13 protein-coding genes are annotated in these 22,133 nt (G+C 73.9%); 7 read left to right on the top strand and 6 right to left on the bottom strand.

Annotated features, from left to right (window positions below; genetic code table 11):
• Window positions 1–478 precede the first annotated feature (478 nt).
• The gene (locus ACZ4WH_RS23395; RefSeq protein ID WP_468183356.1) at window positions 479–1,027 is read right to left on the bottom strand and encodes a MarR family winged helix-turn-helix transcriptional regulator; all 549 of its coding nucleotides are present in this window, start codon (window positions 1,025–1,027) and stop codon (window positions 479–481) included.
• A 110-nt stretch (window positions 1,028–1,137) separates the two neighbouring features.
• On the opposite strand from ACZ4WH_RS23395, the gene ACZ4WH_RS23390 reads away from it, so the two are divergent.
• A complete protein-coding gene (locus ACZ4WH_RS23390; RefSeq protein ID WP_468183354.1) occupies window positions 1,138–2,427 on the top strand; it encodes an MFS transporter in 1,290 nt (429 codons plus the stop codon).
• 64 nt (window positions 2,428–2,491) lie between these two features.
• Here ACZ4WH_RS23390 and ACZ4WH_RS23385 read toward each other — a convergent pair whose 3' ends face one another.
• The 3 genes from ACZ4WH_RS23385 to ACZ4WH_RS23375 all read right to left on the bottom strand — a co-directional run bounded on the left by ACZ4WH_RS23385 (window position 2,492) and on the right by ACZ4WH_RS23375 (window position 6,536).
• The gene (locus ACZ4WH_RS23385) at window positions 2,492–3,307 is read right to left on the bottom strand and encodes a class I SAM-dependent methyltransferase (RefSeq protein WP_468183352.1); all 816 of its coding nucleotides are present in this window, start codon (window positions 3,305–3,307) and stop codon (window positions 2,492–2,494) included.
• A 64-nt stretch (window positions 3,308–3,371) separates the two neighbouring features.
• Window positions 3,372–5,024 (bottom strand): ATP-binding SpoIIE family protein phosphatase, encoded by a 1,653-nt coding sequence (locus ACZ4WH_RS23380; RefSeq protein WP_468183350.1) that lies wholly within the window; start codon window positions 5,022–5,024, stop codon window positions 3,372–3,374.
• Window positions 5,025–5,156: 132 nt separating this feature from the next.
• Window positions 5,157–6,536, bottom strand: coding sequence for an NAD(P)/FAD-dependent oxidoreductase (locus ACZ4WH_RS23375; protein ID WP_468183348.1), 1,380 nt, complete (start codon window positions 6,534–6,536; stop codon window positions 5,157–5,159).
• A 375-nt stretch (window positions 6,537–6,911) separates the two neighbouring features.
• Here ACZ4WH_RS23375 and ACZ4WH_RS23370 point away from each other — a divergent pair, with 375 nt between their 5' ends.
• Complete coding sequence (locus tag ACZ4WH_RS23370) at window positions 6,912–7,670, top strand: TetR/AcrR family transcriptional regulator (protein WP_468183346.1); 759 nt, start codon at window positions 6,912–6,914, stop codon at window positions 7,668–7,670.
• 621 nt (window positions 7,671–8,291) lie between these two features.
• Window positions 8,292–10,226, top strand: a complete 1,935-nt coding sequence (locus ACZ4WH_RS23365) for a sigma-70 family RNA polymerase sigma factor (protein WP_468183344.1) — start codon at window positions 8,292–8,294, stop codon at window positions 10,224–10,226.
• On the opposite strand, the gene ACZ4WH_RS23360 is transcribed toward ACZ4WH_RS23365, so the two are convergent.
• Both ACZ4WH_RS23360 and ACZ4WH_RS23355 read right to left on the bottom strand, forming a co-directional pair.
• Window positions 10,213–13,593, bottom strand: a complete 3,381-nt coding sequence (locus ACZ4WH_RS23360) for an AfsR/SARP family transcriptional regulator (protein ID WP_468183342.1) — start codon at window positions 13,591–13,593, stop codon at window positions 10,213–10,215. The genes ACZ4WH_RS23365 and ACZ4WH_RS23360 overlap by 14 nt on opposite strands.
• A gap of 699 nt (window positions 13,594–14,292) precedes the next feature.
• Window positions 14,293–16,368 carry an asparagine synthase-related protein gene (locus tag ACZ4WH_RS23355; RefSeq protein WP_468183340.1) on the bottom strand — a complete coding sequence of 692 codons (2,076 nt, stop codon included), beginning with the start codon at window positions 16,366–16,368 and terminating at the stop codon, window positions 14,293–14,295.
• A 724-nt stretch (window positions 16,369–17,092) separates the two neighbouring features.
• Here ACZ4WH_RS23355 and ACZ4WH_RS23350 point away from each other — a divergent pair.
• From ACZ4WH_RS23350 to ACZ4WH_RS23335, 4 genes are all read left to right on the top strand, one after another.
• On the top strand, window positions 17,093–18,517 hold the full coding sequence (locus ACZ4WH_RS23350; RefSeq protein ID WP_468183338.1) for an MFS transporter: 1,425 nt from the start codon (window positions 17,093–17,095) through the stop codon (window positions 18,515–18,517).
• A gap of 162 nt (window positions 18,518–18,679) precedes the next feature.
• Window positions 18,680–19,888 (top strand): L-2-hydroxyglutarate oxidase, encoded by a 1,209-nt coding sequence (lhgO, locus tag ACZ4WH_RS23345; protein ID WP_468183336.1) that lies wholly within the window; start codon window positions 18,680–18,682, stop codon window positions 19,886–19,888.
• Between the two features lie 56 nt (window positions 19,889–19,944).
• On the top strand, window positions 19,945–20,778 hold the full coding sequence (gene trmB, locus ACZ4WH_RS23340; protein ID WP_468183334.1) for a tRNA (guanosine(46)-N7)-methyltransferase TrmB: 834 nt from the start codon (window positions 19,945–19,947) through the stop codon (window positions 20,776–20,778).
• A 42-nt stretch (window positions 20,779–20,820) separates the two neighbouring features.
• Window positions 20,821–22,119, top strand: coding sequence for a PrsW family intramembrane metalloprotease (locus tag ACZ4WH_RS23335; RefSeq protein ID WP_468183332.1), 1,299 nt, complete (start codon window positions 20,821–20,823; stop codon window positions 22,117–22,119).
• Window positions 22,120–22,133 lie beyond the last annotated feature (14 nt).

Below are 22,133 nucleotides of genomic sequence, written 5' to 3'. Positions count from 1 at the left end.
TCTCAAGGAACGGTCGCTTCCTTTGTACTCACCCTCTCGGGCTTTCCTCCGGGCGCTTCCCTTCGGTCTTGCGTTTCCGACTCTATCAGATCTTTTCTCGATCCGATTTCCTCGGTGCTTTCCAGGTTCTCGCTCTCGCGTTTCCCTTTCCGGCGGTTCTGACTCTATCAGATCCTTTCGGCGTCTGATCCCCGGTCAGCGGGGGTTGTCTTCCCGGCCGTTGGGCCGTTCCGACGTCTCAAACCTTAGCGGATCCGCCCGGCGATTCCCAATCGGGCCGCCGAGTCCCTATTCGAATTGAATTCGGGCACGCCGAAATCAACCCGGACGGGTGATCGTGCTGAAGGTATGAGGGGTGCCGCTCAAGGCGGCTGAGGCGCTACCGAAGAACCGTTACGGCTCTGCGGCAACCCGGAGAACTTTACGGATCGAGCAGGGGCGTGTCAACACCCTGCCGTCAAGATCTTTTATGGCGGGATCAGTCCAGGTCGGTGAGTCGGCCGCCGGCATCCGGCTGGGCGTGTTCCACCCGGCGCAGCAGCCGGGTCAGGACCTCGCCGAGCACCGCGCGCTCCGCGGGAGTGAGGTCCTGGAGCAGGTCCTCCTCGAAGACGGTCGCCAGGCGCATCGCCTCCAGCCACTTCTCGCGGCCCTCGGGGGTCAGCTCCACGATGACGCGGACGCGGTTGGACTCGTCTCGCTCCCGGGTGACCAGTCCCTCGGCGACCATGCGGTCGATCCGGTGGGTCATGGCGGCCGGGGTGAGGCCGAGCCGCTTGGCCAGCTCGCTGGGGCCCATGCGGTACGGGGCGCCGGAGAGGACCAGCGCCTTGAGGACCTCCCACTCGGCGTTGCTGATGCCGAGGGCGGCGGTCTGACGGCCGTACGCGACGTTCATCCGGCGGTTCAGCCGGGACAGCGCCGACACGATCTTCTCGACCTGGGGGTCCAGGTCCCGGAACTCGCGCTGGTAGGCGGCGATCTGTTCTTCGAGCGTCGGCTCTGTGACGCCGGGGGTGTCGGCCATGGCCGCAGTATCGCACGGGACCCCTTTGCCTTGAAGTCCTTGACCATGTACTCTTTAGCCTTGAAGTTTAGCTTCGAAGTCTTCAGGCCTAACTAGTGAGAGAGGTGAACGTGACCAGGGCGATGGGCGCGGCGATGCGCCGGATCCACGTGGGCAACGCACTCAGCGCGTTCGGACTCGGCTTCACCGTCCCCTACCTGTACGTCTACGTGGCGCAGGTGCGGGGCCTGGGAGCCATGACGGCGGGACTCGTGCTCGCCGTCTTCGCCGTGGCCGCGCTGATCGTGCTGCCGTTCGCCGGCCGGGCGATCGTGCGGCGCGGCCCGCTGCCGGTCCTGCTCGCGGCCCTGGTGACCGCCGCTCTGGGCGCGCTGAGCCTCGGTCTGGCGGGCAGTGCCGCGACCGTGCTGCTGTCCGCGGCGGCGCTCGGGGCCGGGCAGGCCGTGATGCAGCCGGCGCTGGCGACGATGATCGTGGACTGCTCCTCGGCGGACACGCGCTCGCGTGCGTTCGCGACGCAGTTCTTCCTCCAGAACCTGGGGCTGGGCGTCGGCGGTCTCATAGGCGGTCACCTCGTCGACACCACGCACGTGTCGTCGTTCACGCTGCTGTTCGCGATCGAGGCGGCGATGTTCCTGCTGCTGGTCGGCGTGCTGGCGACCGTGCGGATGCCGCACTCGCCGCGCCTGGCGGACGCTCCCTCGGGGTCGGCGAAGGGGGGCTGGAAGCAGCTGCTCGGGAACCGGGCGATGGTGCAGCTGTCCGTGCTGGGCTTCGTGCTCTTCTTCGCCTGCTACGGCCAGTTCGAGTCGGGGTTGAGCGCGTACGGCGTGGAGGCGGCCGGGATATCCACGTCCGCTCTGGGTGCGGCGCTGGCCGCGAACACGCTGATGATCGTGGTCGCGCAGTTCGCCGTCCTGAAGTTCGTGGAGCGGCGCCGGCGGTCCCGGGTCATCGCCGCGGTCGGACTGATCTGGGCCGTGGCCTGGCTGGCCGCCGGGTACGCGGGGCTGGGGCACGGCAGCCAGGAGATGGCCACGGCCGCGTTCGTGTCGACGTACGCGCTGTTCGGGCTGGGCGAGGCGATGCTGTCGCCGACGGTCGCGCCGCTGGTCGCCGATCTGGCACCGGAGGGCATGGCCGGGCAGTACAACTCGGCGTTCGCCCTGGTCAAGCAGCTGGCGCTGGCCGTCGGTCCGGCGGTGGGCGGTCCGCTCGGGGCCTCGCTGCACGGGCCGTACATCGTGACCTTCCTGCTGTTCTCACTGGCGATCACCGTCCTGGCGCTGCGGCTGGGGCGGCGGCTCACCGCCGTACAGGACCGGCCCTGGCTGGCGCGCGGCACCCGGGTGGTCACCCGGGGCGGGGCGTCTACGGGACCGGTGCCCGCAGAGGCGTGAGTCTGTGGTGCGTCACGGCCGTCACCTTCGGGTGGCGGCCGTCGTCGTATGCCGGGCGTGTCGGTCAGCGGGTCGCCGTGACCAGGACGGCTGTGAAGGGGAGCGTCGCCGTGCCGTCGGCGGTCAGGCGGTCGGCGAGCTGGTCGCGGACCAGTCGGCCCGCCCGGGTGAGGGCCTCCTCGCCGCCCGCTTCCCTGATCAGGCCGCCCCAGAGGGTGGCCAGGTGGGCGGGGACGTACTCGTCCAGCGGGGGCAGGGTGACGCCGAAGGTGACCTCGCGGTGTGCGGTGTCGCCGTAGCCGGCCGTGCGGAGGGCGGTGGTGAGCTGCTCGGCGGTGCGGGAGAAGGGGTGCGCGAAGTGCCGGGGCGCCTCCGGGCCGCCGTACTCCTCGACGGCTCGCTGCTGGGCGAGAAAGTAGGGCTGGCGGTCGAGAGGGGCCCAGACGGTGGCCGCGAAGCGGCCGCCGGGGCGGGTGACGCGGGCCGCTTCGGCGAGGGTGGCGTCGAGGTCGGGGAAGAACTGGGCGCCCTGCTGGCAGACGACCGCGTCGAAGGTGGCGTCGGGGTACGGCAGCCGGTCGGCGGACGCCACCGTGAACTCGATGTCCGGGTAGAGGCGGGGGTGGCGGTCCCGGGCCACCCGGATCATGTCCGCGTCGATGTCCACGCCGAAGACCCGGCCGGTGGGGCCCACCAGCGGTGCCGCCGCGCGGGCGGTGAAGCCGGTGCCGCAGGCGAGGTCCAGGACGGTGGCCCCGGGGCGCAGGTCCACGGCGTCCAGCAGCTCGCCGGCGAACGGCGCCATGATCGGGGTGTGGTAGGTGTCGTAGCCCTCGGGGCCCTCGGGCGCGTCGCTCGGTACGTCGGATCCGTCTGCCATGGTCAGCTTCTAGCACCGGGCGGGCGCGTGGCCACGATGCCGCGCTGCCGGTTCCTGCGGCCGGTCAGTGCTTTGCCTTCGGCAGGACGAACTCGCACCACACCGCCTTTCCGCCGCCGGGGGTGCGGCGGCAGCCCCAGTTGGAGGCGATCGTCGCCACGATGGCGATGCCCCGGCCCGACTCGTCGGCGGGCTCGGCGCGGCGCCGCCTCGGCAGGTGGTCGTCGCCGTCGGTGACCTCCACGATGAGGCGGCGGTCGGTGCGGCGCAGCCGGAGTCGCATGGGCGGGGTGCCGTGCTGGAGGCTGTTGGCGACCAGTTCGCTGGTGGCGAGGACGCCGAGGTCGTGCAGTTCGGCGGGGAAGCGCCAGCTGGTGAGGACGCCGGAGGCGAAGGCACGCGCGCGTGGGGCCGCTTCGACGCCGCCGAGGAGTTCGAGGGCCGCGTTGCGGAAGAGGTCGCCGTCGGGGCCCGTCCGCGCGGGGTGCTGGAGGACGAGGACGGCCACGTCGTCGTCGTGGTCGGCGGTGACGCCGGCCGAGCGGACCAGGCGGTCGCAGACGACCTGGGGGCTGCCGGTCGCGCCGGCGAGGGCGCCCGCGAGCGCGGCGATGCCCTCGTCCAGGTCGGCGTCGCGGCGTTCGACCAGGCCGTCGGTGTAGAGGACGGCCGTGGAGCCAGGGCCGAGGGCGATGGAGCCGGACGAGTGCATCCAGCCGCCGGTGCCGAGCGGCGGTCCGGTGGGTTCGTCGGCGCGCGAGACCGTGCCGTTCTCGTCGCGGACCAGGATCGGCAGATGGCCGGCGGACGCGTACACCAGGCGGCCCTCGTTCGGGTCGTGGACGGCGTAGACGCAGGTGGCGATCTGGTTGGCGTCGATCTCGGCGGTGAGGCCGTCGAGGAGTTGCAGGACCTCGTGCGGGGGCAGGTCGAGACGGGCGTAGGCGCGGACGGCCGTGCGGAGCTGGCCCATGACGGCGGCGGCCCGCACCCCGCGGCCCATGACGTCACCGATGACGAGGGCGGTCCGGCCGCCGCCGAGGATGATCACGTCGTACCAGTCGCCGCCGACCGCGGCCTCGGTGCCGCCGGGCTGGTAGGTGGCGGCGATGCGCAGGTCGTCGGGCTGTTCCAGCTCCTGCGGGAGCAGGGAGCGCTGGAGGGTGACGGCGGTCTCGCGCTGGCGTCGCTCGCTGGCCCGCAGGCGCTCGGCGGCCTCGGCGTGGTCGGTGACGTCCGTGGCGAAGACGAGCACGCCGGCGTCGCGGTCGCCGGCGTCGGCGACGGGGGTGCAGGTGAAGGTGTACGAGCGGCCGTCGACGGCCTTGCGGGACTTCAGGGTGCGGGGCTTGCCGCTGCGCAGCACCTGGTCGAGCAGTGGGAGCAGGCCCAGCTCGGCGAGTTCGGGCAGGGCCTCGCGGGCGGCCGCGCCGGTGGCGCGGGTGCCGAAGGCCGTGGCGTAGGCGTCGTTGACGTAGGCGATGCGGTGGTCGGGGCCGTGGACGAGGGCGACGAGGGCCGGGACGCGGTCCAGGACGTCACGCGCGGGTAGCTCGTCGACGGCGGGCACCGGCGGTGTGTCGTCGGCGGGCTGTTCGGCGCGGGCCGCGGGCACGGAGCCTTCCCCCCGCCGGTCCGGGGAGACCGCCGTCTCGGTCCGCGCGGCGGCGCGGCGCTGCGTTCCGGGGAGCCGGGCGCTCCAGCGCGTGAAGTTCACTTGGGGAAAGCCTCGTGGGTGCTAGGGCGGGCGGGTGCCCGTCCGACGTCGTAGGGCAGTCTGGCAGGGAGCGGGCCGCGGCGGGCGACAACCGTCAGACGCCGGGGCGGGCCGTGGAGTTCCTGAGTCCGGTCAGGACGACCCCTTCGGGTCGTCGGAGGGGCTGTGAGGAGGCTTTCCACCGGTCGCGAGTTCGAACTCCGCTCGGGGATGTTCGAGCGAACCGAGCGAGACGATCTCCCGTTTGAAGAGCCCGGCGAGGGTCCATTCGGCGAGCACCCGGGCCTTGCGGTTGACGGTGGGCACCCTGCTGAGGTGGTACACGCGGTGCATGAACCACGCAGGGTAGCCCTTCAGCTTGCGCCCGTAGACCTGCGCGACGCCTTTGTGCAGGCCGAGGGAGGCGACCGAGCCGACGTACTTGTGCGCGTACGTCTCCAGGGGCTCGCCGCGCAGGGAGTGGACGATGTTGTCGCCGAGGACCTTGGCCTGGCGGACCGCGTGCTGGGCGGTGGGCGCGGTCTCGGTACCGGGTTCGGTGGCCGTGACGTCGGGTACGGCGGCGGCGTCACCGGCGGCCCAGGCGTGCTCGGTGCCGTCGACGGTGAGCTGGGCGGTGCAGCGGAGCCGGCCGCGGTCGGTGCGCGGCAGGTCGGTGGCGGCGATCAACGGGTGCGGTTTGACGCCGGCCGTCCACACGACCGTACGGGTCGGGAAGCGCTGGCCGTCGCTGAGTACGGCGACGCGGTCGGCGCAGGACTCCAGGCGGGTGTTCAGCAGCACCTGGATGTTGCGGCGGCGCAGCTGGGTGACCGTGTAGCGGCCCATCTCGGGGCCGACCTCCGGGAGGATGCGGTCGGTGGCCTCCACGAGGATCCACTTCATGTCCTCGGGGCGGAGGTTGTGGTAGTACCGCGCGGTGTAGCGGCCCATGTCCTCCAGTTCGCCGAGGGCCTCGACGCCCGCGTAGCCGCCGCCGACGAACACGAAGGTGAGGGCGGCGTCGCGGATGGCCGGGTCGCGGGTGGAGGAGGCGATGTCCATCTGCTCGATGACGTGGTTGCGCAGGCCGATGGCCTCTTCGACGGTCTTGAAGCCGATGCCGTACTCGGCGAGGCCGGGGATGGGCAGGGCGCGGGAGACCGAGCCGGGGGCGAGCACGAGTTCGTCGTAGCCGAGGAGTTCGGCGGTTCTGCCCTCCTCGGCGGTGGCGAGGGTGGTGACGGCGGCGGTGCGTACGGCGTGGTCGATGGAGGTGACCTCGCCGACGACGACGTGGCAGTGGTCCAGGACGCGGCGCAGCGGAACGACGACATGGCGCGGGGAGATCGAGCCCGCGGCGGCCTCCGGGAGGAACGGCTGGTACGTCATGTAGGGATCGGGGGTGACGACGGTGATGTCGACCTCGCCTCTCCTCAGCTCGGCCTTCAGCTTCCGCTGGAGGCGCAGGGCCGTGTACATCCCGACGTAGCCGCCGCCGACAACCAGAATGCGCGCACGTTCCTTCACCATCCCATGACGCACCCGGCGCTGGTGTTTGTCCACAGCCCCGGCAATTTGTGTGACCGGCGCCGGCTGTGCGCACGGCGGGCGGTGGCGTCCGCGCAGGACGAAAGGGGGCAGGTCAGCGGGGGCGGGCGATGGGGTGCGAAGGGCGGCAATCGGGACGTACACGCCCCGTACTCCGATCGAGGGGCGCACTGTGCGGAACCTGCCCCTTCTGAATTGACTTCCTCTCAACTATGTTCGTGTGTCGACGGGGTGTAGGGAATGTGGTCGAACGGGTTCGCGAAGGGCGGATCCGGTCGGGACCGATGCCAGTTCCGCGCACCTCGCGTTCAGTGGCGGGGAGTCTCCGGGGGGAGACGTCATTACCGGGGGAAACACATGCATGTTCAGGACACGCATTGGGCATCGGCAGCCGCCATCGCGCCCGGCGGCAAGGCGATGAGCGCGGCGGTGGGCAACGGACGCGCGGACGCGGCGCGTACGACCCCGCTGCGGGTGGACGCACAGCGCAATCTGGAGCACGTGCTGCGTGCGGCGCGTGAGGTGTTCGGCGAGCTGGGGTACGGCGCGCCGATGGAAGATGTGGCGCGGCGGGCCCGGGTCGGGGTCGGCACGGTGTACCGGCGCTTTCCCAGCAAGGACGTGCTGGTCCGGCGGATCGCCGAGGAGGAGACGGCTCGGCTGACCGAGCAGGCCCGGGCGGCGCTCGGGCAGGAGGACGAGCCGTGGTCGGCGCTGTCCCGGTTCCTGCGGACGTCTGTGGCGTCGGGGGCGGGGCGGTTGCTGCCGCCGCAGGTGCTGAGGGTGGGGTCCGAGGGGTCGACCGAGGGCTCCGCCGGTTCCGCCGAGGAGGCCCGGGTGCCTCAGCAGCGGGTGCAGCCGGGCAGTGGTGAGCTGCGGCTCGTGGCGGAGGCCGCGGTGGCCGATGACGCCGGCGCCGGGGCGCTGCTCGATGTGGTCGGGCAGTTGGTGGAGCGGGCGCGGGCGGCGGGTGAGCTGCGGGCCGACGTGTCCGTGGGTGACGTGCTGTTGGTGATCGCCACGGCGGCGCCGTCGTTGCCGGATGCGGCGCAGCAGGCGGCGGCGTCAGCGCGGTTGCTGGACATCCTGCTGGAGGGGTTGCGGTCTCGGCCGTAGACGAGCCTCGGCTTCGCCTCCGGCCGCGTTGTGTTTCCCACCCGCACCACCCGTGCGGCTGTCGCGGTCGGGTGCGGGTGGCCCCTGTGGGGCGGAACCGCCGTCGGCGGCTGCGGGTGGCCGCGGTGCGGCCGATGCGCCGTCGGCGGATTCCGGTCCGCCCCTGCGCGATCGATGCGCCGTCGGCGGTGTCGGTCACCCTTGCGCGGCCGATGCGTGTCGGCGGTGCCGGTCACCTGGTGCACGGCCGATACGCGTCGGCGGTACCCGTCAGCCCTGCGCGGCCGACGCGTGTCTGCGGTGCCAATGGTCCCTGGTGTTGGGGTCGGGTGGCTCGTAGTACCGGCCCCGTGCCCCGGCACCCCGCGCTGATCCCTGCCCCTGCCCCTTCTCCTCGCACCCCCTCACCGTGTCTCACTGTCTCCGCACCGCGCTCCTCTGTCTATTGGGCGTCCCTAGGGTCGACTTCGACGGCTGGGTGTTCGACCGGTGTTCGGGGGGCTGTGGGGACAAGTGCGCTCGGATGAGTGGATGGGGTGCGCGGCGGGGCTTCGGTGGAGTTCCGTGTGGCAGGCTGAGGCGTGACGGGTAGGGCTGAGCCGGGGTCGGGGGCTGTCCGCGATGGGCGTTGACGGGTGGGACGAGTCGCGCGGTGACGACGGGGACGCGGAGACTCGGGAGCTGGCCTCACCCCAGGTGCCGCACCAGGGCGGGCGGCCGGCTTTCTCCGGCCGGGCCGGTGACGGGAGCGTCCCGGCCCAGCGTGAGGGAAGCGTGCTGCCGCCGCCCCGCGAGATGCCGCCCGCCGACGGTGAGCTGATCCAGCGGATGCGCGGCGGTGACGACTCCGCCTACGAGGAGCTGTACCGACGGCACGCCGACGCGGTACGGCGCTATGCCCGCACCTGCTGCCGGGACGCGCACACCGCCGAAGACCTCACCGCCGAGGTCTTCGCGCGGATGCTGCAAGCGGTGCGGGGCGGTTCCGGGCCGGAACACGCCGTACGGGCCTATCTGCTGACGTCCGTCCGCCGCGTCGCCGCGCGCTGGACCAAGTCCGCCCGGCGGGAGCAACTCGTCGACGACTTCGCCCTCTTCGCCCAGCAGGCCACCCGGGTCCCGGAGGCCGACGGCGACAGTGCGTTCATCGGCTCCTCCGGAGCGGGCCTCGGTCTCGGCGCCGACGTGCGCGCGTTGCACGAGGCCGAGCAGTCCATGGCCATGCGGGCCTTCCGCTCGCTGCCCGAGCGCTGGCAGGCCGTGCTGTGGCACACCGAGGTGGAGGACGAGTCCCCGAGCGAGGTGGCCGTCCTGTTCGGGCTGGACGCCAACGGCACCCGGGTGCTCGCCAGCCGCGCGCGCGAGGGGCTCAAGCAGGCCTATCTCCAGGCACACGTCAGCGCCGCCCTCGCCCACGACGAGGAGTGCGCCCGCTACGCCGACCAGCTCGGCAGCTACGCCCGCCGCAAGCTGCGCGTCCGCGCCGAGCGGGGCCTGCGCAAACACCTGGAGGAGTGCGCCAAGTGCCGGCTGGCCGCGGCGCAGATCGAAGAGGTCGCGAGCGGTATCCCGGGTGTCGTCCCGGTCGCGGTCATCGGCTGGTTCGGAGCCGCCGGGTACGCCAAGGCCCTCGGGATCGTGGCCGGCGGCGCCGGGGTCGGGGCGGCCGGCACCGCGGCCGCGGCCGGTGGCTCGTCCGGCGGGGCGAGCGGTGCGGGCGGCGGGGCCGCCGCCTCCGAGGGGCTCGGGGCGCCGGTGAAGGCCGGTATCGCGGCCGGTGTGGTCGCGGTGGCCGCCGCCGCGGTCGCGCTGGCCCTGGTGAACGACAGCCGTCCGGCGAAGGAGGTCGCCCAGCCGGCCCCGTCCCCCTCCCCGTCCGCGTCCGCACCCGTCGTGCGGCCCGAGCCGCCCGCGCCCGCACCGCCTACAAACAAGCCTGCGCCGAAGCCCGTCGTCCTCGCTCCCGAACCGGCGCGGATGCCGACGCCCACGCACACGCCCGCCCCGACACCACCGCCGAAACCGGCCCCCGAGCCCACCCCGACGCCGACCCCCACCCCTCCGCCGAAACCGCGGCCGCGGCCCGAGCCGACCCCGCCGCCCGCTCCGCCGCCCGCACCCACCGTGTACGAGCTGAGCGAGCTGCGCTTCGACGTCGTCGGCGACGGCACCCGGCCCGAGATCGCGCTCGGCGAGAGCAGCTGGGTGTGGCAGCGGTACGGCGTGTCCGTCGGCGGCAAGCGGTACGCGCGCGGGGTCACCGTCCACGGCGAGTCCTCCGTCACCATCGCCCTCAACCGACAGTGCACCGCGTACGACGCGCTGGCCGGCGTGGACGACATGACGCTCGGCCTCGGCAAGGTCTCCTTCTCCGTCTACGCCGACGGGGTCCGGCAGTGGCGGTCCGGCATGGTCAAGGGCCGTGATCCGGCCGTCCCCGTCCACGTGGACCTCACCGGGCGCACGACCGTACGGCTCGTCGTGGAACCGCACAGCAACGCCTTCGACCGGGCGGCGCTGGCGGACTGGGCGGAATCCCGGTTCACCTGCCGGTAGCCGGGCCGCCCCCGGGTCCCTCGCCGGACACCGTCGCGGCGCCCAGCTCGCGCAGGACATCCGCCACGCCGAAGGAGGCACCCCGGGCGCACTCGGCGGCGTAGCGGCCGGCCGGGAGGGCCGCGCGGGCCCCTGCCCGCACCCGGGCGGCCTCGCCGCGCTCCGGCTCGGGCCGGTCCAGGCCGTCGCGCCAGTGGTCCGCGGCGGCGAACAGCCGCAGCGCGCCCGGCAGATCTCCGAGCCGGGCCAGCAGACCGGCCGCCACGTCCACCAGACCGGCCGTGATCGACTCGGCGCACTGGTGCTCCACGGCCTCCCGCAGGGCCTCCGCCATGATCGGCACGCCGTGCGCGGGCCCCGACTCGTCGGCCGCGAGCAGCGCCTCGACCATCCGCTGGGCCGCCACGAACTGCGGGGGCGGGGTGCCGTCCCGTATCACCGCGCAGGTCGCCTCGTACAGCTCGCGGGCGTGTGCGGGCTGGTTGTCGTGCAGGGCGATGTGGGCGCGCAGGAGCAGCACGAAGGCCCGGGACTCCGGTACCGCGTACCGGTCGGCGGCCGTTCCCGCCTCGTCCAGGGCGGCCAGCGCGGCCTCCCGGTCGCCGGAGCGGTAGGAGATCTCGGCGAGCCGGGCGATCAGGAACGGTGACTCGGCGTGGGCGCCCACCTCGTAGGCGAGCCGCAGCGCCTCCTCGTACTCGCCGCGCGCCTCGCGGTACCTGCCCCGGGCCATGGCCGCCTCGCCGGCCGCGCTGGACACCTGTGCCCGCATCCAGCGGTCGCCGACGCGCCTGCTGAGGGTCCGCAGCTCGGCCAGGTCCTCGTCGACGCCCCGCAAGTTGCCCGGGGAGTCGACCGTCACATGGGCGCGGTACATCAGGGCGACCCCGAGTTCCCAGTCGCCGCCGTAGCGGCGGCAGTTGGCGACGCACTCCGTCATCTGCGGGCGGATGTCCGTCGGGCCGCCGAGGTAGTAGGAGGTCAGCGGCCAGACGATGCCCGGGAGCCGGGCGGCCTGGGAGCCGCCGCGCTCGTAGGCCGCCCGCACGCGCGCGAGGTACTCCTGGGCCCGCTCGTCGGCCGCGAGGTTCTCCGTGCCCGACTCGGCGGTCAGGAACAGGTCGAGCATGCGCAGGTCCATCCGCAGCTCGCGCAGCGGATGCCCGGCCTCGCCGTCGGGGGCGGCGAGGAAGGCGCCCACCGGGTCGACGGTCTCCGCCCATGCCCTCACCTCGTCGGCCGGCGCACCCTCGGGCAGGGTGTCCAGGGCGACGCCCAGGCGGAGCACCCGCCGCACCCAGGCCACCGCCTCCTGGCGGTGGTTGCGCAGCCACCAGAACCAGCCGGTGGCCAGGACGATGGCGCCCGCCTCCGCCTCGTCGCCCGCGCGGAGGGCACGGTCCAGGGCCGCGCGGATGTTGTCCAGCTCGGTCTCCAGGCGGGCGATCCAGGGGAGCTGGGCCGCCGACCGCAGCCGCGGCTCGGCCTCCTCCACCAGCGCCCGCACCCACGCGCGGTGGCGTCGCTCGGCCGCCGCGCGCAGCCCGGGGACCTCGGCCGCGCGCTCGGTGGCGTACTCGTGAATGGTTTCCAGCATGCGGTACCGCATGCCGGCGCCGGTCGCGGAGCCGGTGCCGTCCGGGTCGTGCGGGGCGGCCACCACCAGGGACTTGTCGACCAGCGCGCCGATCAGGTCCGCCGCCGGGCCGGTGCACACGGCCTCGGCCGCCGCGAGGTCCCAGCCGCCGGCGAACACCGACACCTCGCGCAGGACCGTCCGCTCCCGCTCGTCCAGCAGCTCCCAGGACCAGTCGACGACCGCGCGCAGGGTCTGCTGGCGGGGCAGGACCGTGCGGCTTCCGGAGGTGAGCAGGCGGAAGCGGTCGTCCAGGCGGTCGGCGATCTGCCGCGGGGTCAGCAGCCGGAGCCGGGCCGCGGCCAGCTCGATGGCCAGCGGCAGTCCGTCCAGACGGCGGCAGATCTCCGCCACGGCCTCGGTGTCACCGAGCACGGCGTCGGCGTCGGGACGGACGGCCTTCGCGCGCTCGGCGAAGAGGCGGTGCGCCTGCTCCGGGACGAGGGGCTCGACCGGGCGCACCGACTCACCGGGGACGCCCAGGGGTTCACGGCTGGTCGCGAGGATCGTGAGCCCCGGGCAGTGGGTGAGGAGGGTCTCGGCGAGGGCGGCTGCCGCGCCGATGACATGCTCGCAGTTGTCAAGGATCAGGAGTTGGCCGCGCGGGGCGCAGTACTCGATCAGCAGAGCCGTGGGGTCGGCCTGCGGGGTCGCCAGCTCGTTGGTCAGCAGCACGGTCTCGCGCAGACCGAGCGCGCTGACCACCGCGCCGGGCACCGCCTCCGGCCGGTCGAGCGGGGCCAGCTCGACCAGCCAGGCCGAGGGGAGCGGTGCGGCGGCCTCCTCGGCGAGGCGGGTCTTTCCCGAGCCGCCCGGTCCGGTGAGCGTGACCAGGCGGGCCCTGTGCAAGTCGGAACGAATGGCCTCAAGTTCTGGTTCCCGCCCGACGAAGGAGGTCAGACGGGGGCGGAGATTGCCGGTGCGTTCGGGGCGTTGCGGGGGCGCGGGGTGTGGCGGACGCGCCGGGTGCGCCGGGAACTCGGGAGTGCCCGGGGGCTCGGGGGCGTCCACGGACTCCTGCTTCAGCAACGAGGAGTGCAGGGCCTGGAGTTCCGGGCCCGGGTCGGTGCCGAGGGAGTCGGCGAGGGTGCGGCGGGCGGACTCGTAGGCGGCGAGGGCGTCGGCCGGGCGGCCCGAGTCGCGCAGGGCGCGGATGAGCAGGGCGTGCAGGGGCTCGTCGTACGGGTGGGCGGTGGTCAGTTCCCGCAGCTCCGGTACAGCCTCCTGGGCGCGGCCGAGGGCCAGGGTCGCGGCGGCGCGGGCGCGGGTCGCCTCCAGGTGCAGGGCCTCGGTGCGGGTGGCGGCGGTGCGGTCGGGGAGGTCGGCGAGGGCCGGGCCGTGCCAGAGGGCGAGGGCCTGGGTGAGGGTGCGGTGGGCGGTGGCCGGGTCGCCTGCGGTGAGGGCCTGGGTGCCGGTGTGGGTGAGGCGTGCGAAGACGTGGAGGTCCACGTCCTCCTCGGTCGCTTCGAGGCGGTAGCCGCCCGGGGTGGAGGCGATGGTGTGCCGGCCGAGGGTACGGCGGAGGCGGCCGACGAGGGCCTGGAGGGCGGCGGGGGCGTCCTGCGGTGGGTCGTCCGCCCAGATCTCGTCGATGAGGGTGTCGGGGGTGGTGGTGCGGCCGGGGCGGAGGGCCAGGGCGGCGAGGAGGGTGCGGAGGCGTTGGCCGCCGATGGGTACGGGGGTGCCCTGGTCGTCCGCTGCTTGGGTTACGCCCAGGATTCTGTACCGCACCTGGTCATTGTGGCGGGGGCGGTCATTGGGGGCACGGGGGTTTCGAGTGCGGAGGTTCTTTCGGCCGCGGCTTCGCAACCCGGCGAGCTGGGAGTTGCCCAGTGCTGTGCCTGGCCGGGACGGGTTTCGCCCGCGGGCGCCCGCGGGGTGCCGCCGCGCCCACCCGCACCGCCCCAGCGACACGACTGCCCGCGGCTAGGGCGGGTGGACACAGGCCCGCCGACACGACTGCCCGCAGCTAGGGCGAGTGGGCGCAGGCCCGGCAGCCCGGCAGCCCGCAGCTCCGGCGACATGACGGCCGCTGCCGGGTGGGGACCGCCCCAGCGACATAACTGCCCGCAGCTCCGGCGAGTCGGCGCAGGCCCGCCGGCCCGGCAGCCCACAGCTAAGGCGGCATGACGGCCGCTGCCGGGTGGGGACCGCCCCAGGGGCGTGGCTGACCGCAGCTAGGGCGGTGCGAGCGCCGCTGCCGGGGGTGGGGCCGGCCCGGCGGCACGGCTGGGCGGGTGGACGAGGGCCCGGCGGCACGACGGCGCGGCGCGGCACTGCCGGCCGACGGCACAGCAGTTCCCCAGGGGCGCGGGGAACTGCGCGACCAGCCCGCCGCGGCCCGCGGACACACGACGGGCTCAGCCACCCCCCACCGCTCCCCTCCACCGCTCCCCTCCACCGCGCACCCCCACCGCTCAAGCCCCCCGCTCACGCCCCCGGCGTAAGCGCGCTTCGTCTCGGCTGGATCCCCGAAGGGACCGCGCGGGAGCGGGTCGGGGTGCCCGTCCAGCAGGTGCCTCGGCGGGAGAGGAGGCGGCCGAGCCAGAGTTCGAGGGAGATCAGGTCGGCCAGGCCGTCCAGCGGCAGGGGCTCGCCGGCCGCGGCGGAGCGCAGCGCCTTGCGGATGACACGCGCCTCCACCAGACCCGCGTCGGCCAGCAGCGGCGTGGAGAAGAGATCCAGGAGGGGGTCGGCGGCCGCACGCAGCCCCGCGCGCGCGGCCGCCGCCGAGGACGCGTGGGAGGGCGCGCCCCAGCCGGGCGGGAGGTCGGTGACGCCGGCGCCCTCCAGGACCGTGCGCAGGATGGCGGCACGGGCGCCGGGCTGGACCCGCAGCGCCTCGGGGAGGTCGCGGCAGGCGCGCACGACCTGGTTGTCGAGGAACGGCGCGTGCAGCCGCTGGGAGCGGATCTCCGCGGCCTGTTCCAGGACGCGCAGGTCGGCGGCGTGCCGGGCGAGTGCCGCACGCGCGCGGTAGTCGCCGGGGCGCTGCGCGCCGGTCGCGGAGCGGTCCGCCTCCGCCTGGAGCAGAACCGATACTTCAGCCAACGCCTCTCCCGTCAGCCACCGGGCGGCGGGCCCGGGTCTCGCCCAGGTCAGCGCGGCGAGGGACGCGCCGACCGCCCCCTTGGGCTCGTCGAAGCGGCGCCGCATCAGCCGCTCGGCCAGCACCTCCAGGCCCGCCCGGTAGGGCGTGCGGGCGAGGCGCCGGGCCGCGCTGTACACGCGCGCGGGGACCATCACCGAGCCGTCCGCGCGGGCGAGCGCGGCGACCGGCCGGACCAGGTGTCGCCGCTTGCGGTCCACCAGGAGGTCGGCGAGGCGGGCGGGGTGGGCGTCCAGGACCTGGCGGGCGCCGTGGCCGGTGAAGTGGTCGGCGCTGCCGGCGGCGAGCCGCGCGCGGTGCCGGGCCGCCTGGACCAGGGAGGGGCCGGGTTCGTCGGTCAGCGGGCCGTCGAGGTCGGCGTACGGCAGGGTCTCCTCGCCGCCGGTGACCACGACGTGGTGCAGCCGGGGATTGGCGGCCAGGGCGCCGGCCCGTTCGAGTTCGGCCTCACGGCCGGTCACGGCCAGATCGTTGAACGTGACGGCGAGGAGCCGTTCGCCCGCGCCCGTGCCGTGGCCGAGGAGCGTGCCGGGTCTGCCGGGCAGCCCGGCGGCCAGCAGCGCGAGCGTGCCGGAGGCGGGGCCGCCGGACAGGTCGGCGCCGATGCCGGGGACCGGCATCCCGCGCGCGGCCCGCCGCTCGGCCGGCCCCATGCCGGGCACCGGCCCGGGGTCCAGGTCGGGGACGTGGCGGGGTGCCGACAGCCGGGTGCGGACCGCCTCCACGAGGGCGTCCCGTACGGCGTCGACGGCGCGGCCGGGGTCGGCCGGGGGCGCGGCCACGGCGAGGGAGGCGACCGGCTCGTACCCGGCGACCTCCCGTGCTCCGGCGCGCAGCACCAACGCGTGCCCCGGCGGGATGCGCCGTACGCCGTCGTAAGGCGTGCTGTCGCGCAGCGCGGCCGGGACGTCCGGGGCGGCGAGCAGGGCGGCGAGGTGGGTGAAGTCGAGGTTGGCCTCGACGAGGTCGGCGAGGGGCAGCGCGGCGGTGGCGTAGGCCGTACCGCCGGCCCAGGGGGTGTAGAACACCGGCCGGGCGCCCGCGAGGTCGCCGCAGACGGTGATGCGGCGGCCGGCCTGGACGACGGCCGTGTAGCTGCCGGGCCAGGTGGTCAGATGGCGCACCGCGCCCCCGCGCGCGGTGAACAGGCCGCGCCGCAGCTCCTCGTCGGTGGCGCCGCAGATACCGAGGACGGCGATCCGGTGCTGTGCGTCGGCGCGCACGACGCGCACCTCGTCCGGGCGCCAGTCGCCGACGGCCCACAGCGGGTCCGGGTCGCCCCACAGGAGTTGGGAGCCGACCGGGTGCAGGGTCTCGCCGTCGTATCCGACGGCACCGGCGGAGCCGATCCCGGCGGCGCCCGCGGCGGTGCTGCTCCAACCCACCAACCACCGCATCGACGCCTCCACAGGCTGTGGACAAACAGTGCACCGTACGAACCGGACCCCATGCTGCCATGAAGGGCGCGCGGGAGAGGGACGGCGGCACCGCCTTCGATCGAGGGAAGTACGCGGGGCGAGCCTGGGGAGTTGGCGGCCGGCCGAGGTGTGCGGGGTGGGCGCCACCCGGACGACACCGCACGGGTCCGGCGCGAATGCGCCCCCTGTGCGCTCCCCCAAACCGCCCTTCGCGCCCTCAAGTTGCATGGTCGGAGCGGCAATTGAGCACACACGACAGGGTCGATTTTCGGCCAATTAAATGGAGGGCCACCGGAGATGAGCACGCTCCGTACAGGCCTGCCGAGCGCGCGGCGGTCCACACGCGCGCACGGTCCGGGAGGCGGGCATCGCCTCCCGGACCGGTCCGCCACCCGCGGGGATGAAGGTGGCGGTGTCCCCCAGCCCACTGGATCCAGTACAGCGGGCCGACCCACGCAAGAACCATGGAACCGCTCCCCAGGTGGCCGGAGAAGAGCGCACGGGCGGGCGCACGGCCACACGCGCGGGGGCACGCGGCGACAGGCCGTGCACGGTGCGTACAGGGCGCGGACTTTCGTACGGACCACAATCCCGCCAACCGGAACAATGCCCCTTAACGCTTGGGATGCGGCGAACTACGCTGGGTTTACGAATGCCGCATGGTTATGCCAGCGCGGCAGCCGTCTGTGTCGAGGGGTGGCGCATGTCCAGGGAGCAACGCGGGCCGAACGAAAAACTCGGCGCCGTTCTCGCCCTCGCGGGAATCAGCAACGCGGGACTCGCCCGCCGCGTCAACGACCTTGGCGCGCAGCGCGGGTTGACGCTTCGCTACGACAAGACGTCCGTGGCGCGCTGGGTGTCGAAGGGCATGGTGCCGCAGGGTGCGGCGCCGCACCTCATCGCGGCCGCCATCGGCCAGAAGCTCGGCCGGCCGGTGCCGCTCCACGAGATCGGCCTGGCGGACGCGGACCCCGCGCCCGAAGTGGGCCTCGCCTTCCCGAGGGATGTGGGCCAGGCGGTGAAGTCCGCGACGGAGCTGTACCGCCTCGACCTCGCCGGCCGACGCGCCGGCTCCGGCGGCATCTGGCAGTCGCTCGCCGGGTCGTTCGCAGTCAGCGCATACGCAACGCCCGCCTCACGCTGGCTGATAACCCCCGCCGACAGCTCGGTCGCGCGGGAGGCGAGCTCCGCCGAGGGGGCCGGCGCACCGATCAAAGTCGGCCACAGCGATGTGCGGAAGCTGCGGGAGGCCGCCGAGGACGCCAGGCGGTGGGACTCCAAGTACGGCGGCGGGGACTGGCGTTCGTCGATGGTGCCGGAGTGCCTGCGGGTGGAGGCGGCCCCGCTGCTGCTGGGCTCCTACTCCGACGAGGTCGGCCGCGCCCTGTTCGGCGCCTCCGCCGAACTCACCCGCCTCGCCGGGTGGATGGCCTTCGACACGGGGCAACAGGAGGCCGCGCAGCGGTACTACATCCAGGCGCTGCGGCTCGCGCGCGCGGCGGCGGACGTCCCGCTCGGGGGCTACGTCCTCGCCTCCATGTCGTTGCAGGCGACCTACCGGGGCTTCGGCGACGAGGGCGTCGATCTCGCGCAGGCCGCGCTGGAGCGGAACCGGGGGCTGGCGACCGCGCGGACGATGAGTTTCTTCCGGCTGGTCGAGGCGCGGGCACACGCGCGCGCGGGAGACGCGCAGGCGGCCGGTGCGGCGCTGAAGGCGGCGGAGGGCTGGCTGGAGCGGTCCCGTCCCGGGGACAACGACCCGTCCTGGCTCGGTTTCTACGGCTACGACCGGTTCGCCGCGGACGCCGCCGAGTGCTACCGGGATCTCAAGGCGCCGCGTCAGGTACGGCGGTTCACCGAGCAGGCGCTGTCGAAGCCGACGGAGGAGTTCGTGCGGTCGCACGGGCTGCGGCTGGTCGTCTCCGCGGTCGCCGAGCTGGAGTCGGGGAACCTCGACGCCGCCTGTGAGCAGGGGGTGCGGGCCGTCGAGGTGGCGGGGCGGATCTCGTCGGCGCGGACGACGGAGTATGTGAAGGATCTTCTGCACCGGCTGGAGCCGTACGGGGACGAGCCGCGGGTGGTCGAGCTGCGGGAGCGGGCTCGGCCGCTTCTGATGGCTCCGGCGTGAGAGTCGCCCAGTCGTCTTCCGGGTCGCTGCCGTCTCGCGGCCGCGGGTCCGTCGTGGTTCCTCGCGCAGTTCCCCGCGCCCCTGTCGGGGCGCTGTGCCCTCCCGGCGTTTGAAGGCGTTGTCAGTGGCGCAGTGCACTATCGGGAGTGGAGGTGGTGCTCGGTGCTGGCCGGGGCGTACGACTGTGATGTGCTCGTGATCGGTGGGGGGATCGTCGGGCTGTCGACGGCGTACGCGATCACGCGGGCCGCGCCGGGCACGCGCGTGACCGTGCTGGAGAAGGAGCCGGGGCCGGCCCGGCACCAGACGGGGCGGAACAGCGGGGTCATCCACAGCGGGATCTACTACCGGCCGGGCTCGCTCAAGGCGCGGTACGGGGTGCGGGGCGCCGCCGAGATGGTGAAGTTCTGCGCCGAGTACGGCATCGCGCACGCCGTCACCGGCAAGCTGATCGTCGCCACCGAGCGCGAGGAGCTGCCCCGGCTGCACGCGCTGGTGCAGCGCGGGCGCGAGAACGGCATTCCGGTGCGGGAGCTGGGGCCCGCGCAGATCACCGAGTACGAACCGGAGGTGCGGGGCCTCGCCGCCATACACGTCGGTACGACGGGCGTGTGCGACTTCGTGGGCGTCGCGCGCGAGCTGGCGCGGGCCTCCGGGGCGGAGATCCGGTACGGCGCGAAGGTCGTACGGGTGGACCGGCGGCCGGAGCGGGGCGTGGCCGTGCTCACCGCGAGCGGGGACGTCGTCCGCGCTCGCGTGCTGGTGAACTGCGCCGGGCTGTACTGCGACGAGGTGGCGCGGCTGACCGGCGACGAGCCCGAGGTGCGGATCGTGCCGTTCCGCGGGGAGTACTACGAGCTGGCGCGGCCGGAGCTGGTGCGGGGGCTGGTGTATCCGGTGCCGGACCCGGCGTTCCCGTTCCTCGGGGTGCATCTGACACGCGGGATCGACGGGGGCGTGCACATCGGGCCCAACGCGGTACCGGCGCTCGCCCGGGAGGGGTACGGCTGGGGGGTCGTACGGCCCCGGGAGCTGGCCGGGACGGTCGCGTGGCCGGGGTCCTGGGCGATCGCCCGGCGGCACTGGCGGTACGGGGCGGGTGAGCTGCGCCGGTCGGTGTCCAAGGGGGCGTTCCTGGAGGCCGTGCGCAGACTGCTGCCCGCGGTGGAGGCCGACGACCTGGTGCGGGCCCCGGCCGGGGTGCGGGCGCAGGCGGTGCTGCGGGACGGGACGCTGGTGGACGACTTCCTCATCCGGGAGGGGGCCCGGGCGGTGCACGTGCTCAACGCGCCCTCGCCCGCGGCCACGGCTTCCTTGCCGATCGGGCGGGAGGTCGGGCGCCGGGTGCTGGCGATGCTCGGCTCGCTGTAGTGCCACTCGGCCGGCTGGAAGGCCGCCCGCTCGAGGCCCGTAAAATCGGTCGTACTGTGTCTGACTCCGTGAACACCCCCGCCCCGCCCCCGGCACCCCACGACCCCGGTGCCTCCGTCCGGCACGCCCGGGCCAAGGGGGAGCCGCGTTTTCCGGACGGGCCCAAGGCCGATCCGGCCGGGTCGCACTTCGAGCGGCGGATCCGGAGCTTCCAGCCGCGGCGGAGCCGGGTGACGGCCGGGCAGGCCGACGCGTTGCAGCGGCTGTGGCCCACGTGGGGGCTGGACATCGACGGGCAGCGGGTGATCGACCTCGGCGAGCTGTTCGGCAACGACCACCCCGTGGTCCTGGAGATCGGGTTCGGGATGGGCGAGGCCACCGCGCAGATGGCCGCGGGCGACCCGGACACCAACATCCTGGCCGTCGATGTGCACACCCCCGGCCAGGGGAACCTGCTGGGTCTCGCCGACCGGAACGGCCTGTCCAACGTCCGGGTGGGCAACGGCGACGCGATCATCCTGCTCCGGGAGATGCTCCGCCCGGACGCGCTGGACGGGCTGCGCGTCTTCTTCCCCGACCCGTGGCCCAAGAAGCGGCACCACAAGCGGCGGCTCATCCAGCCGGAGTTCCTGACGCTCGCCGCGTCCCGGATGAGACCTGGCGCGATCCTGCACTGCGCGACCGACTGGGAGCCGTACGCCGAGCAGATGCTGGACGTGCTCACCGCGCATCCCGGATTCGAGAACACCCAGGCGGACGGCGGTTTCGCGCCACGCCCGGCGTTCCGGCCACTGACCCGTTTCGAGGGGCAGGGACTGGACAAGGGACATGTGGTGAACGATCTGCTGTTCCGGCGCGTCCCGCACAGGACCGCTGAGCAGGACCGATAATCCGCTCCAGCCCCTCGTCCCGTCACCGTTAGGGTCGATGCCGTGGCCACCAGTCCTCCGTTTCCGACGTATCCCCCGAGCCCCGGCGACGGTGTGCTCCGCCACCCGCACTGGTGGCAGCGCAGGTGGGTGCGGTACGGGGCACTGAGCACACTGCTGGCGCTGTCCGGCCTGGTCATCCTCGCGCTCGTCCGGCGGCAGACCGGCACGGAGGGCTTCCTCGTCGGCCTCGGGCTGGCCGTGCTGCCCGTGCCCTGGCTGATAGCCGCCTTCCGGTGGCTGGACCGGGTGGCGCCGGGCCCCTGGCGGAACCTGGTCTTCGCCTTCGCCTGGGGGGCCTGCGCGGCGGCGCTGATAGCCATCGTGGCCAACAGCTTCGCGACCCGGTGGATCGCCACCTCGACCGCGGACCCGGCCGGCGCCGACACCCTGGGCGCCACGGTGATAGCCCCGATCGTGGAGGAGTCCGCGAAGGCCGCCGCCGTCCTGCTGGTCTTCCTCTTCCGCAGGCGTGACTTCACCGGGATCGTGGACGGGGTGGTGATAGCGGGCGTCACCGCCACCGGGTTCGCGTTCACCGAGAACATCCTCTACCTGGGTACGGCCTTCGGGACCGACCAGCTCACCGGCGACCGCGGCATCGCCTCCGTCACCGCCGCCACCTTCTTCGTGCGCATCGTGATGTCCCCGTTCGCGCACCCCCTGTTCACCGTCCTCACCGGCATCGGCTTCGGCATCGCCGCGCTGTCCGCCGAGCGGCAGCATGCCCGGCGGGTGCTGCTGCCGCTCGGCGGGCTGCTGCTCGCGATGGGCATGCACGCCTTCTGGAACGGCTCGTCCACCTTCGGCGAGTACGGCTTCTTCGCCGTCTACGGAGCCTTCATGGTGCCCGCGTTCGGACTGGTGACCTGGCTCGCGATCTGGACCCGGCAGCGGGAGCTGCGGACCGTGCGGGCGGAGCTGCCGACGTATGTGCTGGCCGGGTGGCTGGGGCCGGCCGAGCCGTTCGCGCTCGGATCGATGCGGGCGCGCCGCATGGCCCGGGACTACGCCCGGCACCACTACGGGCGCGCGGCGGCGCGGGAGGTGGCCCGGTACGAGGCGTACGCCACCTCGCTGGCGTTCCTGCGGCACCGGGGGCGGAAGGGGAAGGCCGGGGCCGACTTCGTCGTCCGGGAGCGGGAGCTGCTGGACGAGCTGTGGAAGCGGAGGCATGTGGCCCGGCCCGCGCTGGAGTACGCGAGCAGGGCGTCCGTTCCGGCGCCGGTGTACCGGGGGGCGGCGGCGCCGTACGGGTATCAGGCGGTGCCGTATCCCGCGTACAACCCGTATCGCACCTAGGTCCTGGCGCAGGG

This window comes from Streptomyces sp. NPDC029138 (assembly GCF_055564375.1).
The sequence above is the reverse complement of the archived record's forward strand: the minus strand, read 5'-3'. Positions and strand labels throughout refer to the sequence as shown.

Bases quoted from the DNA above. Each gene is read 5' to 3' on its own strand.
- ACZ4WH_RS23370 (WP_468183346.1), top strand. From the start codon at position 6,912: ATGCATGTTCAGGACACGCATTGGGCATCGGCAGCCGCCATCGCGCCC.
- ACZ4WH_RS23375 (WP_468183348.1), bottom strand. From the start codon at position 6,536: ATGGTGAAGGAACGTGCGCGCATTCTGGTTGTCGGCGGCGGCTACGTC.
- ACZ4WH_RS23395 (WP_468183356.1), bottom strand. From the start codon at position 1,027: ATGGCCGACACCCCCGGCGTCACAGAGCCGACGCTCGAAGAACAGATC.
- ACZ4WH_RS23350 (WP_468183338.1), top strand. From the start codon at position 17,093: ATGTCCAGGGAGCAACGCGGGCCGAACGAAAAACTCGGCGCCGTTCTC.
- ACZ4WH_RS23385 (WP_468183352.1), bottom strand. From the start codon at position 3,307: ATGGCAGACGGATCCGACGTACCGAGCGACGCGCCCGAGGGCCCCGAG.
- ACZ4WH_RS23365 (WP_468183344.1), top strand. From the start codon at position 8,292: ATGGGCGTTGACGGGTGGGACGAGTCGCGCGGTGACGACGGGGACGCG.
- ACZ4WH_RS23355 (WP_468183340.1), bottom strand. From the start codon at position 16,368: ATGCGGTGGTTGGTGGGTTGGAGCAGCACCGCCGCGGGCGCCGCCGGG.